Origin of the sequence: Mycobacterium sp. 29Ha (assembly GCF_032883055.1) — a bacterium.
Taxonomy (GTDB): Bacteria; Actinomycetota; Actinomycetes; order Mycobacteriales; family Mycobacteriaceae; genus Mycobacterium; species Mycobacterium gallinarum.
Genome location: NZ_JAMQTI010000012.1, coordinates 42,329 through 58,383 on the forward strand (window position 1 = coordinate 42,329; position 16,055 = coordinate 58,383).

The 16,055-nt window shown below is 65.7% G+C and carries 15 protein-coding genes; 9 read left to right on the forward strand and 6 right to left on the reverse strand.

Going from position 1 to position 16,055, the window contains the following annotated elements:
• Complete coding sequence (locus tag M1248_RS16925) at positions 1–702, reverse strand: carboxymuconolactone decarboxylase family protein (RefSeq protein ID WP_163736728.1); 702 nt, start codon at positions 700–702, stop codon at positions 1–3.
• Between the two features lie 102 nt (positions 703–804).
• Here M1248_RS16925 and M1248_RS16930 point away from each other — a divergent pair, with 102 nt between their 5' ends.
• A complete protein-coding gene (locus tag M1248_RS16930) occupies positions 805–1,494 on the forward strand; it encodes a TetR/AcrR family transcriptional regulator (RefSeq protein ID WP_163724599.1) in 690 nt (229 codons plus the stop codon).
• A gap of 5 nt (positions 1,495–1,499) precedes the next feature.
• Here the strand turns inward: M1248_RS16930 and M1248_RS16935 are convergent, their stop codons facing one another.
• A complete protein-coding gene (locus tag M1248_RS16935; protein ID WP_163724602.1) occupies positions 1,500–2,252 on the reverse strand; it encodes an acyl-[acyl-carrier-protein] thioesterase in 753 nt (250 codons plus the stop codon).
• A 199-nt stretch (positions 2,253–2,451) separates the two neighbouring features.
• Here M1248_RS16935 and M1248_RS16940 point away from each other — a divergent pair, with 199 nt between their 5' ends.
• A complete protein-coding gene (locus M1248_RS16940) occupies positions 2,452–3,288 on the forward strand; it encodes an SDR family NAD(P)-dependent oxidoreductase (RefSeq protein WP_163724604.1) in 837 nt (278 codons plus the stop codon).
• Positions 3,289–3,303: 15 nt separating this feature from the next.
• Here M1248_RS16940 and M1248_RS16945 read toward each other — a convergent pair whose 3' ends face one another.
• Positions 3,304–4,230, reverse strand: a complete 927-nt coding sequence (locus tag M1248_RS16945; RefSeq protein ID WP_163724607.1) for an LLM class F420-dependent oxidoreductase — start codon at positions 4,228–4,230, stop codon at positions 3,304–3,306.
• Positions 4,231–4,292: 62 nt separating this feature from the next.
• A complete protein-coding gene (locus M1248_RS16950) occupies positions 4,293–6,065 on the reverse strand; it encodes a serine/threonine-protein kinase (protein WP_317149131.1) in 1,773 nt (590 codons plus the stop codon).
• Between the two features lie 135 nt (positions 6,066–6,200).
• On the opposite strand from M1248_RS16950, the gene M1248_RS16955 reads away from it, so the two are divergent.
• The 7 genes from M1248_RS16955 to fadD1 are packed head-to-tail and all read left to right on the forward strand — an operon-like array spanning position 6,201 to position 12,519.
• Complete coding sequence (locus M1248_RS16955; protein ID WP_163724613.1) at positions 6,201–7,361, forward strand: acyl-CoA dehydrogenase family protein; 1,161 nt, start codon at positions 6,201–6,203, stop codon at positions 7,359–7,361.
• A 4-nt stretch (positions 7,362–7,365) separates the two neighbouring features.
• Positions 7,366–8,376, forward strand: a complete 1,011-nt coding sequence (locus M1248_RS16960) for an acyl-CoA dehydrogenase family protein (protein WP_163724615.1) — start codon at positions 7,366–7,368, stop codon at positions 8,374–8,376.
• Entirely contained in the window at positions 8,373–8,876 is a 504-nt protein-coding gene (locus M1248_RS16965; protein ID WP_163724618.1) for a MaoC family dehydratase, read from the forward strand. The genes M1248_RS16960 and M1248_RS16965 overlap by 4 nt, the downstream gene beginning before the upstream one ends.
• The gene (locus M1248_RS16970) at positions 8,873–9,295 is read left to right on the forward strand and encodes a MaoC family dehydratase (protein WP_163724621.1); all 423 of its coding nucleotides are present in this window, start codon (positions 8,873–8,875) and stop codon (positions 9,293–9,295) included. Before M1248_RS16965 ends, M1248_RS16970 begins: the two co-directional genes overlap by 4 nt.
• Complete coding sequence (locus tag M1248_RS16975) at positions 9,292–10,494, forward strand: thiolase family protein (RefSeq protein WP_317149132.1); 1,203 nt, start codon at positions 9,292–9,294, stop codon at positions 10,492–10,494. The genes M1248_RS16970 and M1248_RS16975 overlap by 4 nt, the downstream gene beginning before the upstream one ends.
• A gap of 32 nt (positions 10,495–10,526) precedes the next feature.
• On the forward strand, positions 10,527–10,928 hold the full coding sequence (locus M1248_RS16980; protein ID WP_163724626.1) for a Zn-ribbon domain-containing OB-fold protein: 402 nt from the start codon (positions 10,527–10,529) through the stop codon (positions 10,926–10,928).
• A complete protein-coding gene (gene fadD1, locus M1248_RS16985; protein ID WP_163724629.1) occupies positions 10,921–12,519 on the forward strand; it encodes a fatty-acid--CoA ligase FadD1 in 1,599 nt (532 codons plus the stop codon). The genes M1248_RS16980 and fadD1 overlap by 8 nt, the downstream gene beginning before the upstream one ends.
• A 10-nt stretch (positions 12,520–12,529) precedes the next feature.
• Here the strand turns inward: fadD1 and M1248_RS16990 are convergent, their stop codons facing one another.
• Both M1248_RS16990 and M1248_RS16995 read right to left on the reverse strand, forming a co-directional pair.
• The gene (locus M1248_RS16990; protein WP_317149133.1) at positions 12,530–13,771 is read right to left on the reverse strand and encodes a cytochrome P450; all 1,242 of its coding nucleotides are present in this window, start codon (positions 13,769–13,771) and stop codon (positions 12,530–12,532) included.
• Positions 13,772–13,780: 9 nt separating this feature from the next.
• The gene (locus M1248_RS16995; protein ID WP_317149134.1) at positions 13,781–16,030 is read right to left on the reverse strand and encodes a molybdopterin-dependent oxidoreductase; all 2,250 of its coding nucleotides are present in this window, start codon (positions 16,028–16,030) and stop codon (positions 13,781–13,783) included.
• Between the last annotated feature and the right edge of the window lie 25 nt (positions 16,031–16,055).

The following is a 16,055-nucleotide window of genomic DNA, read 5'->3' on the forward strand; positions in this document are numbered from 1 at the left end:
TCACTGCCCTTCTTGGTTGGACGCTGATATCCGCTGCCACGAATCGCTGGCAGCCTTCTGCAGAACACGGCCTTTGGGGAACCCCGCGTACGCGGAGAATTGCAGGATCACCTCGTCCATTTCCGAGCGACTGATGTCACCCGACTCCAGTGCTGATCCCACATGCGAATAGATCGGACCGAGTGCCTCGGATACGCCGACGGCGGCCACCGTGATCAATCGACGCTCTCGGCGGCCGAGGTTGGGGCGCTGCCAGAGGTGGCCGAAAACGAACGCCAGAATGCCTGCCTGGAAGTACGGCGAATCCCGCGGCGGCGCGGGTAGCAGATTCACGTCCACGAAGCACTTCTCGCCTTCGTCGAGACGACGCCCGTGATCGGTCGGTCCCAAGGATTCCAGCGGGAGATCCGAACGCGATGGGACGTTCTCGCCTCGTTCGGCCGCGAGACGTGCGAACTGCGACCGCACCGCCCCCTCTGCCTCCGACCCGCGTGGCCATCCGCAATACACCGCGAAGTGCAGGACGAACTCCAGCAGCTCGTCATAGGTGATGTCACCGCTCGCCAACGCGGCGTATGCGTGGTCGTTCATGTCGCCCACACTCTCCGACGCGCACACGCACGTCAGCGTGACGAATCGGCGGTCACGCCTGCTCAGACCGGGCCGCGCCCACACCGGTCCGAAGACCGGGTCGGCGACCATGACGTCTTGGTAGGTCTCCACGTGCACCACTCTCCGTTGCAAGTCTGTGGCCTGAACTCTAAGGCGATGGACTTAATTCGTCCAGTGTGAAATTCTGGGCCCATGTCCACGTCCGAACCCGTGCCGGTGGAGCCGTCGGCCAAACAGCAGCTCGTGCTCACCGCGGAGCGGTTGTTTGCACAGCGCGGCCTCGACGGGGTTCCGCTCCGCCAGATCGGCACCGAGGCGGGGATGGCGAACAAGTCGGCCGTGCAGTATCACTTCGGGTCCAAGGAAGGCCTTGTCCAGGCGATTCTGCTCAACCGACTCGAGCATCTGACCCGTCGTCGACAGCTCTTGGAAGCCCGTACGCCATCTGATGATCTGCGGGCCATCGTCGAGGCGCACCAACTTCCGTTGATCGAGCTGGCCGAGGACGAAACATGCTTCTATCTACCGTTCCTCGAGCAGCTCTTGCGATACGACTATTCGGTCAATCCGCTGACGTCGTTGCCTGATGCGCATCGGAACTCACACCAAAACTACGTCGACAGGGTTGGCGCACTGATCGAGCACGTGCCGCAACCGCTGCGCGACAATCGCATCCACGATGTGTCCTCGATGTGCGTTCACGCCTGTGCCGATCGCCATCGCGCGCGTCTGGTCGGCCTGCCCGTGCCCTCGTACGCCGTCCATGTCAGTGCACTTCTCGACGGCTTCGTCGCTCTACTTGCGGCGCCGCCCTCCGAGGAGACCCTCGTCGCACTGAGGGGTGCGAGCTCGAAACGGCCGACCCTGCGTGCGCTGCCGTAACCCGCTCAGAGTCTGCGCAGCAGTGCCGCGGCACGGACCTCGTCGTCGACGGCGATCGCGATGTGCACGTCGTCATCGCGATGCGCCCAGCGCAGGCTGACGTCTTCGCCGTACTGGATCGGCCGGCGATACTCGACCACGGCGCGGTACGGAGCGCGGCACACGTCGGGCGCTTCGGCCATCACCTCATGAATGGCGTGCCAGTACGCCGTGTTGGTGACGTGCTCGAAGACATCGATGTCGGTGCGACGCAACGCGAATGGCGTGACGACGTCAAAGTGGTCCAGGTTGGTGAGCCATGGTCGCCACTTGAGGCGGTGTTCAGTGGTGGTGCTCGCGAACTTCTCGATCAGGCTGTCGGAGACCCGCTGCGGTGTGAGGGTGCGCTCGTTGATCGCGATCCAGAAGCCCTCGGTTTCGATGCGGCCACCCTCGTTTCCGACAAGGTCGACGCGCATGGTGCACCACCGTGTCGACAGCGCAGAGCACCAGCGGCTGAAGGACACCTCGTTGGGCCATTCGATCGGTTCGATGACATCGATCACCGTGCGTTGCACCAGCCAGTGCGGATGTTCCTCGGCTTCGCCCGCGTCGAGCAGATTTTCGGCGCCGACTTCCTGGATGTAGCGGGCCACCCCGTCCAGGCGCAGCTGCAGCTGACTGCCGATGTCGCCGGTCGGCACCGGCCACGACGTGCGGTAGACGTAGCCGACAGACGGCAGCGGGCTCAGGCGGCGGTCGACATCTTTGTTCGGCATCGCCTCTTGTCTACCTGGTGTGTCGGCGGGCGAGCACCGTTAGGACCGCAATTTCTCGATGTTTTCGACGAGGGCCCTTCTCAAATCGGGAGCCCGCCCTGGTTAACCGTGCGCGCCGGGGGCGCCAGGTCCTCGCACTGAACCGAATATTTGGTCTCAAACAGGTCCCCGCATACGCGCCACCGACGACAATGCTCGTGTGCGGGTCATCGTGACGGGCGGCAACAGTGGAATCGGCAAGGGCATCGCTGCATCGCTGGCGGCCGACGGACATCAGGTGACCGTCGCGTGTCGGACTCTCGCGAAAGCCGAAGAGGCGTTGACGGAGATGACCGGCGACATAGACGTCAAATTTCTGGATCTCGCCGACCTGTCCAGCGTCGTGGCCTTCGCCAATTCGATGCAGCCGGTGGACGTGTTGATCAATAATGCGGCCGTATTCGGGATTCCGCTTACTCGAACTGTCGATGGCTTTGAGGCCCACATGGGCACAAACCATCTCGGTCACTTCGCTCTGACATGTCTGCTCGCCAACAAGATCAGGGACCGGGTGGTCTCGGTGGTGAGTACCAACTATGCATTCGGGCGTCTTCATCTCGATGACCTGAACTGGAATCATCGACGCTATTCTTCGATGGCGGCATACGCGGAATCCAAGCTCGCGATGATGTTGTTCATCAACGAGTTGGCTCGCCGCGGGGTTCGTGCCTATGCGGCCAATCCAGGTCAGGCCGCCACCGACATCACGCGTTACAGCACCGGCGCGGTCAAGTGGATTGTCGACCGTCGCCCTGCCGCGTTGACGTGGACTTCGCAGAGTCTGCCGCAGGCCGCCCGCAGCGCAGTTCAAGCCACGAGCACCGACTTGCCCAGCGGAACGTATTTCGCCCCTGCGTTCAAGCAATGGGGGAAGCCGCGGGTCACCGTGCCGTTGACGAAGGCGCGCGACCCCATCCGCGCGGCGGAACTCTGGAGACTGTCCGCCGAGCTGACCGGGTGCGACTGGCCGGAAAGCGAGAAGGCGAGCACGCGTTGACGGTTCACCCGGTGGTCACGCGCTGACGAGCGGCCTTAGCAGTTCACCGACCTCCGTGATCAGTCCCGGCGTATAGCCCAGTTGCGTTGCCGGGCTGAGTATTACGCCGTCAACACCGGCGTCAAGCACGTTGGTTTTGATCTGCTCAACGACTTCCTGCGGGTTGCCGGCGACCGCTTGTTGCCTCACCTCAGCCGGAAGCATCTCTGGGGATAGTCCGTTCCCGATCAACGCGGGGACCAGCGCGCTGGTTTCCAGTGTGGCCGGGTCCCGTCCGATCTCATCGCAGCGCTGCCTGACCACCTGCACTTTGTGTGGCAGCTCATCGAAGCCAGCAAGGATGTTGAGGTGGTCAAAAGCGCGGGCTGCCAACGGAATGGTCTTCTTCTCACCGCTGCCACCGATCAACAACGGAATATGGGGGCGAAAGCGAGGCTCGGCCATTGCCTCCGCCGTCTTGTACCACTTGCCCGAGAACGTCGGTCGCTCGCCCCGGATCATGGGCAAGACGATCTGCAGTGCTTCGTCGAGTCGGTTGAAACGGTCGGTGAAGGAGCCGAATTCGAATCCGAGCGAAAGATGCTCATACTCGAACCAACCGGTTCCGATTCCTAGGACGGCACGGCCTTGGCTAACGACGTCCAGCGTCGTCACCGCTTTGGCCAATAAGGTCGGATTGCGGTAGCTGTTTCCGGTGACCAACGTTCCCAACTGGACCCGCTCCGTTGCGACTGCCAGGGCGCCCAAGGCCGTATAGGCCTCCAACATCGGCTGATCCGGAGATCCCGCCTGCGGGAGCTGATAGAAGTGGTCCATCAGAAACACTGAGTCGAATCCCGCGGATTCAGCCTCCTGCGCTTGGGCTATGACGGTGGGAAAGAGCTCCTCTACCGCTGTGCCGTAACTGAAGTTGCCGATCTGCAATCCGAGGCGAATGCCCATAGCATGGACCTTAGCCAAATTTCTGTTCCAGGCGGCGGAGAAAGCCCGCCGCGAGGCAAAGCTCAGCCGGCAGCCTGCAGCGTGATCTCCGAGATCTCCGTGCGGCTCTGACCGTCCGTCGTGCCCAGTTTGGAGATCCACACGAGCACATTGGATGTCTTCGTTTCGTCGCGCACTTCGATGCGGTTCTGCCCCGGCTGCAAAGCTGTAGTGGGGGTCAGCTCGGTCGTATCGGACAACGCGGCGGGCTTCTCGGTCCGCGACGAGCGGATCTGCACTTCGGTTCCCGTGCTGGAGATGTCGATGGTGACGGCGCTCAGTGCGGTCGGCTCGGACAGGTGCAGCATCAACCCCTGGCCCTCGATGAACTTCGGGAACGGGTCGGCGTCGCGATAGGTGACCGTTTTCCAGGCGGTGTCGGGATTGCCGTCGATGGCCTTGCCCGCGTCTTGAGGGTTGTCCGGTGAGCCGCCGGGGGAGAAGACGGTCGCGTTCTCGGGCTTGACGATCGGCCCCGGACCGGTCGAGACGCCTAGTCCGCCGGTGAAGTACAGCACCGACCCCGCCACCACCGCGATCACTGCGAGAAGTGCGGCGATCGGGATCCATTTGCGTTTGCGGGATTTGCTCGGTGCTTCGTGGCTCATTGGTTTGGCGGGGACCTGCGGCCGCCGCCGCTTGGGGCCGGCCGAGATGTTGACGATCGTGTCCGCGTCGAGTCCGTCGCCGTCCCATATTCCGCTGACCTCGACCTCGTCTCCGTCGGTGAGCTGATCGGGGACGAGCGCCGTTTGTATCTCGACTGGGACCGGAGCCTGGCGACCGGCAATGGGTTCGAATGGCACCAAATGAAAAGTCAGCAGGCCGATTTCGGCCTGGGCGCCGATCGCGCGGCGCTGTACCCCCCGCGCAGTGCCATGAATGACGAGACGCTCGAGACGTTGCGTGGTGGGGCGCTCATCCGAACTCTCGGTGGCCGGCGGGGCCGTGTGTGAGCTTCGGCCTTGTCGAGTGAGCGCGCGGGCGAACTCCATACACGTCGCATAGCGCTGGTTGGGATCCTTGGACAGCGCCCGCGCGAGCACATCGTCGAAGTGCGCGAAATCGGGCCGACGCTCCGAAATCCGCGGCGCCGTCGTGCCCAGATGGTGGCTGATGATGACGGCGGGATTCGGGTCCTGAAAGAGCGGTGAGCCCGTCAGCAGATGAAAGGTCGTGGCGGCCAGGGCGTACTGATCCGCCCGGCCGTCGAGCGGCTTGCCGAGCAGCTGTTCGGGCGCCACATAGTTGATGGTCCCCAACGCGATGTTGGTGTTGGTGAGGTTGCTGGCGTCGTCGATCCTGCGGGCAATCCCGAAGTCCGTCAGCAGCACCCGGCGTCGGTGACCGTCGGACGCGGTCACGAGGATGTTCTCCGGTTTGACGTCGCGATGGAGCAGACGGCGCTCGTGACCGAAGTCGAGCGCATCTGCCACTGCCGTCACGATCTCGAAGACGTCGTGTTCCGGCATGCCGCCGACGTAGTTCTCCCGAAGCAGTCGGCCCGCGTCGGTGCCGTCCACGTAGTCCATCGAGATCCAGAGCCGACCGTTGAACTCGCCACGATCGAGCACACCGACGATGTGGGGGTGCCATAGCGTCGCCGCCAGCTCGGCCTCGCGATTGAATCGCGCCCGGAACTCATCATCGGCCGTTGAATCCAGTGAGAGCACCTTCAGCGCATCCTGACGAGGCAGGCGAGGATGCTGGGCGAGGTAGACCTCGCCGGAACCGCCGGTGCCCAGCAGTCGCTGGATCACGTAGCCGGCGAAGACCTCGCCGTTCTCGAACGGCATCTGAGAAGACTACAAACCAGCACGCGCCGGCGACGAACTATGCCGGTGACGGCCCGTTTCGAGGTGGCCTGGGACAACGCTGCCAGACGGTGCGTTCGCCCGCCCTGTGAACACTTTCTCGATAGTGTCGCCTGCGTGGACTTCGAGCTCGACGACGAGCAGCGGGCCTGGGTGGCCGAAGTACGCCAGTTCCTCGACGCCAACGTCACCGCCGCGTTACGGGCGGAGATGGCCGAGCACGGCCTCGAACACCAGGGCGGCGAGCTGACGGCGTTCCGCCGCAAGATCGGCGAGAAGGGCTGGTTCGGCCTGAATTGGCCGAAGGAGTACGGCGGGCTCGGCCTCACCGCCATGCACCAGCACCTGCTGATGAGCGAGTTCGAGTACGTCGGCGTCCCCGGGCCCGACCTCACGGTGACGTCGGTCGCGCCGATGATCATGCGGCACGGCACCGAGCAGAACAAGAAGGAGTTCCTGCCGGGCATCGCCAGAGGCGAGATCGTCTTCGCGCTCGGCTACTCCGAGCCCAACGCCGGCACGGACCTGGCCAGCCTGCGCACCCGTGCGGTGCGCGACGGCTCAGGAGATGGGGAATGGGTGATCAACGGGTCGAAAATCTGGAACAGCGGCGCCCAGCGGTCCACCCACGAGTGGCTGTGTGTGCGCACCGACCCGGACGCTCCGCGCCATCGCGGGATCTCGGTGATCGTGGTCCCCATCGACAGCCCGGGCATCGAGATCCACCCGCTGTACGCGTGGTCGGGCTACCGCACCAACGAGACGTTCTTCCGCGACGTGCGCGTACCGGCCACCAATCTGGTCGGTGAGCTCAATATGGGCTGGACCTACATCACCGGTGCGCTGGACCTGGAGCGCGGCGCGCTGATCAACGTGGGCGACCTGCGCCGCGCGCTCGACGAGCTGACCGCGCTCGCCGACGACCCGGATCCAACCTTTCGGCGGCGGCTCGCGCAGGCCGAGGCCGACGTCGAGGTCGCCAGGTTGATGGGCCTGGAAGCGGCGTCGATGCTCGACAGTGGCCGGATCCCCTCGGTGGAGGTCAGCGTCGAGAAGATCTTCACCAGCGAGCTGCGGCAGCGGATCGCCGACCTCGCGCTCGACCTGCTCGGCCCCGACGGCCTGCGGGCCCACCGCAGCCCGGGCGCACCGCTCGACGGATTCTTCGAGCGCCTCTATCGGGTGTCACCGCTCATGCGGTTCGGCGGCGGCACCAACGAGGTCCTTCGTGACGTGATCGCCCAGCGTGGTCACCGGATGCCGTCGTACGGGAGGTGACGGAATGCGGGTGATTCCTTCGCAGGACGAGCGCGATCTGGCAGCGATGTGCCGCAGCGTGCTGTCGGCCGACCTCGAACCGGACGGGCAGTGGAAGGCGCTGGCGTCGGCGGGTGTCCTCGGCTTGGTGGTCGACGGCAGCCTCAATGACATCGGCGTCTTCTGCGTCGAGGCGGGACGTGCGCTGTGCCCTAGGGTCGTTCAGAGCACGCTGTACGCGGCGCTGGCCGTCGACTGGCTCGGTGTCGGCTCCGCCTGGCTGCCCCGGCTGACCTCAGGTGAGGCGCGCGGCACTTATGTGTTGTTCAATCCGCGCGACGCGGCTGACGTGACACCGCGACTGCGCGTGCGCCGCGACGATGACTCCTGGCGGGTGAGCGGCGACGCGCACTATGTTCCCGATGCCGACCAGGCTGACGTGATCGTCGCGAGCACCGACGCGGGCGTCGTCGCCGTCGACACCACTGCGAACGGCGTGAAGATCGAGCCGCTGCCCGTCATGGGCGGCTTTCCGGTGTTCACGGTCCGTTTCGACGACGTTCTGGTCGACGAACCCACATCGGTCGACGAGGACGCGCTGCGGAGGATGACCAATGCCGTGGTGGCGCTGGACTGTCTGGATCTCGTCGGAGTCGGCGACGCGGTGATCGACCGCACCGTCGCCTACACGACGATGCGCGAGCAGTTCGGCAGGCCGATCGCCTCGTTCCAGGCGGCGCAACACGTGGTCGCCGATATGCACATCGCGCTGGCCGCGGCACGGCTGGCGGCGCAGTCGGCGACGTTCTGGATCGGGCGCGGCAGCACGGCGACACGCGAGACGGCGATCGCGCGGATGCGGGCCGCCGACGTCAAGAAGATCACGCTCGACGCGCATCAACTGCACGGCGGGATGGGTTACGTCGTCGACACCGGTCTGCATCTGTTCTCCGAACGCGCACGCGTGTTGTCGACGCTGGGCGGCGGCGCTGATGTCGCCGCGAATTGGCTTGACGGCACAAGGGGTTCACCATGAGCGTGGAAAGCCTGGTCGACGCGGAGTCGGCCGCCAAGGTCGGCACCGTTGTCGCCGTCGCCACCGGTGAGGTGTACCGACGGGACTGGCAGCGGTGGGCCGCCGCGGTCGGTGATCACAACCCGCTGTGGTTCGACGCGGATTATGCCCGCCGCCATGGCTATCGCGACATCACCTGTCCGCCGCTGTACCTGCAGTACGCGATCCTCGGCGTCGCCGCACTCGGTGACTTGCGGCCCGACGGATCGTCAGGCGCTGTCACGGGCAGCATGGCCTTTCCGAAGGCGCCGCGGCGAATGGCAGGCGGTGAGAGCACGACGTTCCATCTGCCTGCGTATCACGGCGACGAGGTCGAGATGACGCGCACCGTCGAGTCGATCGTCGAGAAGGAAGGCAGGTCAGGACAATTCGTCCTGGTGACATGGCGCTCCGAATACCGCAACCAGCATCGTGAACTCCTTGCCGAGGCGTCCACGTCGATGATCGCGCGCCCCGCATGAGCCCCTACTTCGAGGATGTCGACAGCGGCGACGAGATCCCGGCGCTGTCGGTGACCGTCGACGAGACGCAGATGTTCTTCTTCAGCGCCGCGACGTACAACGGCCACCGCATTCACTACGACAAGGACTGGGCCCGCGACACCGAGGGCTATGACAATGTCCTCGTCCAGGGTCCGTTGCAGGCGGCCCTGTTGTCGCGGGCGTTGACCGACTGGATCGGGGGTGCCGGTCGGCTGGTCGCGTTCTCCGTCCAGAACCGGGCGATCGCATATCCCGGGCAGCAGTTGACGTTTGGCGGTGTCATCACGGGGAGACGGGAGGGCGGCCTCGTCGACCTCGACATCTATTGCAAACGCGGGGACGAGGTGCTGATGCCGGGGACCGCCACCGTCGCGCTGCCTTCGAGGGCGACGACGTGACAGGCCTGCGTGGCGAGGCGGCGATCATCGGCATCGCGGAATTGCCTGCCGAGAAGCGCCAGACCGCGCCGCCGTCGTTCACCCTGGATCAGTACGCACGGCTCGCCAAAATGGTGATCGAAGACGCCGGTGTGGATCCCGCTGTCGTGAACGGCCTTTCGACGCACGGCATCGCGGAGTCCGACATGTTCGCCCCGGCCACCTTGTCGGAGTACCTGGGTCTGCCGCTGAACTTCGGCGACCGAGTGGATCTCGGAGGGGCAACCGCGGCGGGCATGGTGTGGCGTGCCGCCGCCGCCGTCGAGCTCGGTCTGTGTGACGCCGTGCTCGCGGTGGTTCCCGGGTCTACGGAGGTGCCGCGTTCGGAGACGAAGCCGGCGCGCACACTAAGCTGGTACGGCGCGTCGAGCAACAACTACGGCTCACCACAGGCCGAATACGAGATTCCGTACGGCAACGTCGGCCAGAACGGTCCCTTCGCGCAGATCGCGCAACGCTATGCGCATGAATTCGGTTATGAAGCAGAGGCGTTGGCGAAGATCGCGGTGGACCAGCGGACCAATGCGTGCGCCCATCCCGGCGCGGTGTTCCAAGGGAAGCCCATCACCGTCGACGACGTCTTGAACAGCCCGGTCATCGCCGACCCGATCCACATGCTCGAGACCGTGATGCGCGTGCAGGGCGGCTCGGGTGTGTTGATCGCCAACGCCGACCTGGCGCGCCAAGGCCGCCATCGCCCGGTGTGGCTCAAGGGATTCGGGGAACACATCCGATTCAAGACACCGACCTACGCCGACGATCTCCTCAACACGCCGATTGCACGGTCGGCGGAACAGGCCTTCAGTATGGCGGGGTTGCAGCGGTCCGACATCGACGTGGCCTCGGTGTACGACTGCTACACGATCACCGTGCTGATGACGCTCGAGGACGCGGGCTTCTGCGGCAAGGGTGAAGGGATGACGTGGCTGACGGACCGCGATCTGACCTTCCGCGGCGACTTTCCGCTCAACACCGCAGGCGGGCAACTGTCCTACGGGCAGCCCGGGATGGCCGGCGGCATGCACCACGTTGTCGACGGTGCCCGGCAGGTGATGGGCCGTGCGGCCGACGCCCAGGTTGCCGATTGCAACACGGCGTTCGTCAGCGGCACCGGCGGCATCATGAGCGAGCAGGTCGCGTTGATCCTGGGCGGTGACTGATGAGCGCTCGCGCGAAGAGCGATGGGACTGACATGACTGCACCTGTGCCCGAACCGACACCGGTGTCGCAGCCGTACTGGGATGCATTGCGTGAACACCGGATACTGATCCAGTACTCACCGTCGTCGGACCGATACGTGTTCTACCCGCGCACGTTGGCGCCCGGCACCTTCGCCGACGATCTCGAGTGGCGTGAGATCGACGGCGCGGGAACGCTGTACACCTACACCGTCGCGCGCCGCCCGACCGGGCCGCCCTGGGCCGAGAAGCAGCCACAGCTGCTGGCTGTCGTCGAGTGGGATGCCGGTCCGCGCGTGAGCACGGAATTGGTCGACGTGGCGCCCGAGGGCATCCGGATCGGCATGCGCGTCGTGCCGGTCTTCTGCGACGAGGACGGGATGACCCTGCTCCGCTATCGGCCCGCCGATGATTGAGACGGTGCAGCAGTTGCTGCGCACCCGCATGGACGACGACGGCCTCGCGGTGATGCATGGCGACCGGACGTGGACGTGGCGCGAGCACCTCGCCGAGGCGTCCGCCGAGGCTGCCGCTCTGATTGACATGGCCGCGACGGATGGGCCGCTGCATGTCGGTGCGCTGCTGGGCAATACGCCGGCGATGCTGCGGTCGATGGCCGCGGCGGCGCTCGGCGGCTATGTGCTGTGCGGGATCAACACCACACGGCGCGGCGGGGGACTGGCGACGGATATCCGACGTGCGGACTGCCAGCTGGTGCTTGTCGACAGCGACCACCTGCCACTGCTCGACGGGCTGGACCTCGGTGGGGCGGTCGTCGTCGATGTCGACAGTGCCGACTACCGCGCCGCGGTCCAGCATGCGAAACCGCTTGTCCCGCATCGCGAGGTCTCGGGCCAGGACACCGCGTTGATGATCTTCACCTCGGGAACGAGTGGTGACCCGAAGGCGGTGCGGTTTGCACACGCAATGGCGGTGCTGTGCGGCGCGAGCCTGGTGGACCGCTTCGAGCTGACCGCCGACGACGTGGCCTACCTGTCGATGCCGCTGTTCCACTCGAACGGGGTGGCGGCGGGCTGGGCGGTGGCGATCGCGTGCGGCGCGACGATGGCGCCTGCGAAGTTCTCACCGTCGCGGTTCCTGTCCGACATCCGGCGGTACGGCGCGACGTACATGAACTACGTCGGCAAGCCACTCGCCCTGGTGCTGGCGACGCCGGAGCATGCCGATGACGCGGACAACACGCTGCGTGCGGCGTTCGGCAACGAAGCGACCGAACGCGATATCGAACTGTTCGCCAAGCGTTTCGGATGTCGGGTCGTGGACAGCTTCGGGTCAAGCGAGTTCGCGGTCGTGGTAATGCGCGAGGACGGGTGCCCACCGGGGTCGATCGGCAGGGGATATCCGGGAGTCAGCGTCTATCACGCCGATACCGTGACCGAATGTGCGACTGCGGAATTCGACGAGCACGGCGCGCTGATCAATTTCGACGACGCCGTGGGTGAGTTGGTGAACACCTACGGTTCGGGTGGGTTCACCGGCTACTACAACGACCAGTCCGCCACCGATGAGCGAATGCGGCACGGCATGTACTGGTCGGGCGATCTCGCCTACCGCGACGCCGATGGCTGGATCTTCCTGGCCGGCCGCACCGCGGACTGGATGCGGGTCGACGGTGAGAATCTTGCGGCGGGCCCCATTGAGCGGATTTTGCAGCGCATGCCGGAGGTCAGCCTGGTTGCGGTGTACGCCGTGCCCGACGAGCACGTCGGTGACCAGGTGATGGCCGCCGTCGTCCTCCACGACGACCTCACACCGCAGCAATTCGAGGATTTCCTTGCCGCACAGCAAGACTTGTCGCCGAAGGCGTGGCCCCGCTACGTGCGAATCAACAGTGAATTGCCGCAGACCGCGACCAACAAGATCCTCAAACGCACGCTGATCCAGGAAGGCGTCACGGCGGGTGATGGCGCGCTATGGGAACGCGAGGCCCGCGGCCGCCGATATTTTGCGAATTCGGCGCGCATATCAACCGCTGCGGTGGACTAGCGCGCCGGATTCACACGCCAGCCGTCCGGTAATCCACCTGCCAGTGCTTGATGCCGTTGATGTAGCTCGACCGCAGCCGCTCCGGTGCCGACACCGGCTTCAGGCTGGGGATGTGGTCGGCGATCGCGTTGAACATCAGGTCGATCGTCATCCGCGCGAGGTTGGCGCCGACGCAGTAATGCGCACCGGTGCCGCCGAAGCCCAAGTGCGGATTGGGGTCTCGCAGGATGTCGAACGTGTACGGATCGTCGAACACGTCCTCGTCGAAGTTCGCCGACCGGTAGAACAGCACCAGGCGCTGACCCTTCTTGATCGGCACTCCCGACAGCTCGGTGTCGGCGAGTGCGGTGCGCTGAAACGCAGTGATCGGTGAGGCCCAGCGGATGATCTCGTCGGCCGCGGTCTTCGGCCGCTCGCGCTTGAACAAGTCCCATTGGTCGGGGAACTCGGTGAACGCCATCATGCCCTGGGTGATCGAGTTGCGGCTCGTCTCGTTTCCTGCCACCGCGAGCGTCACGACGAACATCCCGAACTCGGCCTCGGTCAACTGCCCGTCGGCTTCGGAGTCGACCAGGGTGCTGACGATGTCCTCGCCAGGCTTCTCTTTCCGCGACGTCGCCAATCCCATCGCGTAGCCGATCAATTCGCCGACCGCGGCCAGCGAGTTGTATTCCTCGAACTCGGGGTCGTCACCGCCGACCATCTGGTTGCTCCAGTCGAACAACTTGCCGCGGTCCTCCTCGGGGACACCGAGCAGCCCGGCGATCGCCTGCAGCGGCAATTCGCGCGCGACCTGCAGGACGAAGTCACCAGACGACTGCGTTGCGGCTTCGGCGGCGATACGTTGCGCCCGCTCGTCGAGCTCGGCGCGCAGCCGCTCGACCGCACGGGGCGTGAACCCGCGGGAGACGATCTTGCGCAGCCGGGCATGCTCCGGGTCGTCCATCATCAGCATCGACAACTTGGATGCCTTGATCTGACCTTCGACATCGACCGAGGGTTTGAAATGCGGGACGACGGTCTTCGCGGCCGCCGAGAACACGTCACTGCGCAGCGACACCTCGCGGACGTCGCGGTGCTTGCTCACCACCCAGAAGCCGCCGTCGCCGAACCCGCCGACGTCCAGTGGCTGCTCGTTCCACCAGACCGGCGCGGCGCGGCGGACCTCGGCGAACTCCTCCGTGGGCAGGCGCGAAGCGTAGATGTCCGGATCGGTGAAATCGAAACCGGCAGGCAGATTCGGAGCGGCCATGAGTACTCCTCAGGGTGTTCGGACTCGGCACGGCACACCGTTGACGACCTGAGTATTGCTGGGCACGTCGATCAAATGGGCGGGGTTCAGCAGATTCGAGTTGACGCCGGGGTGGTCGTTGGCGACCTGCAACTCAGTGCGGTCGAGCCCATGACCCCAGCCGTGCGGCAGCGACACCACACCGGGCATCATCTCGTCGGACACGTCGACGGGCACCGTCAGCGAGCCTTCGTCGGTGGATATCTCGGCGATGTCACCGGACCCGAGGCCCGCCCGATGCGCATCGTCGGGATGGATCAGCAGCGTGCAGCGGTCCTTGCCGCGCATGAGTGCGGGCACGTTGTGCATCCACGAATTGTTCGAGCGCAGATGTCGACGGCTGGTCAGAAGGAGCTCGCCGTCGGCTCGCTGCAGTCGGGCGCGCAGACGGGGCACGTCATCGACAAGCCGCTGGTGCACCAATTCGACAGTGCCGGAGGGCGTGCACACCGTCTCATCCAGCCGACCGCCGTCCAGGTCGTCCAGGTGCAGGCCGTTGGCATGTCTGCGCACCTCGGCCAGCGTCAGCCCGCCGGGCCGCCTGCCGAGGTCGTCACCCCACGGGCCGAGCCGAATCCCCATGTCCACCAGTCGTTCCGGGCCGCGCCCGGTCAGCGCCGCCGTCGCCTCCTGCGGATCCCGTCCACTCAAGGGCGTCCCCGCCGCCGCGCATGCGGTGGCGACCAGACCGGCCACATAGAGGTCGTCCATCGCGGTGAGGTCCACATCGGACAGGGGTATACCGAGCATCGCACCGGCGAGCCGCAGCAGGATCTCCCACTCCGGTGGTTGGTCCGACGGGGGCGCGAACACCGGGTCGGACCATTTCAGACACGACGACACCGCGTAGATCCAATACAGGTCGTCGGCGTGCGGCCGTTCCAGCGGCGAGAGCCCCGGCAGGATGACGTGGGCGTGCCGGGTCGTCTCGTTGAGGTAGTTGTCCACCGAGATCATCGCCTCGAGCGTCGCCAGCGCCGCGTCGAGCCGGCGCGCACCCGGAGCCGACACCGCCGGGTTTCCCGCGACGGTGATCAATCCGCGCAGCTGACCGTCACCGGGAGTATCGATCTCCTCGGCGAGACAGCTGACCGGAAACTGGCTGAACACCTCCGGCGCATCGCGCACCCTGCTGCGGAACCGACCGAACTGCCAGCCCGGACCGGTCTGGTCCGGCGGCTTCATGAACATCGGAGACCATACGGCCGGCTTGGGGAACACCGCGCCGCCTATGCGATCCAGCGAGGCGAGCGCGATGTTGACGACGAAAACCAACCAGGTCGCCAACGTGCCGAACTCCTGAGTGCATGCACCGATGCGGCTGTACAGCACCGGGGTTTCGGCGTGGGCGAGATCGTGTGTGAGTTGCCGGATGGTCGACGCGTCGATGCCGCACACGTCGGCGACGGTCTCGGGCGCGAAGTCGGCGGCCATCGCGAGCACGTCGTCGAGCCCGCTGATGCGGCCGTCGAGGTGAGCGGGTCGGCGCACCCAGTTGTTCTCGTCGAGCGTGCGCAGGATCGCGAACAGCAGCAGCGCGTCTGTGCCGGGCCGGATGGGCACCCACTGCGAGGCGCGTTGCGCGGTCAGCGTTCGGCGCGGATCGACGACGGTCACGGTGCCTCCGCGACGGCGAATCGCGGCGAGCCGGCCCATGAGGTCGGGGGCGGACAGCATGGAGCCCTGTGACGCAGCGGGATTGGCGCCGAAGACCATCAGGTGATCGGTGCGATCGACATCGGGTATCGGCGCGTTCCACATATGGCCGAAGAGCAGTGCGCTGACGAGGTTCAACGGCCACTGGTCGACGGTGCCGGGGGAGTAGTACGCCGACATCCCCGCCGCCTGTGCCATGCCGATGAGCGCGCCGATATGCGTGCTCAAGCCGAGGTTGTGCGCTACCGGGTTGCCTACGTAGACGCTGACCGCAGCCGCGCCGTACGCGTCGAGCACCGGCCGCAGGACGCGTTCGACTTCGGCATAGGCGTCGTCCCACGACACCGGGACATGGCCGCGCGGCGTACGGACCATCGGCCGGCGCAATCGATCGGGGTCGGTGTGCAGCTGGGCCAGTGACGTGCCCTTCGGGCAGATGTGGCCACGCGACCACACGTCATCGCGGTTGCCGCGGATATCGGTGACCGCATCGGCGTCGACTCGGACCTGGAGCCCGCACATCGCCTCGCAGAGGGGACACGTCACGGCGACGGACCTGGACACCTGTCCAGTCTAGGGACAGGTGGCG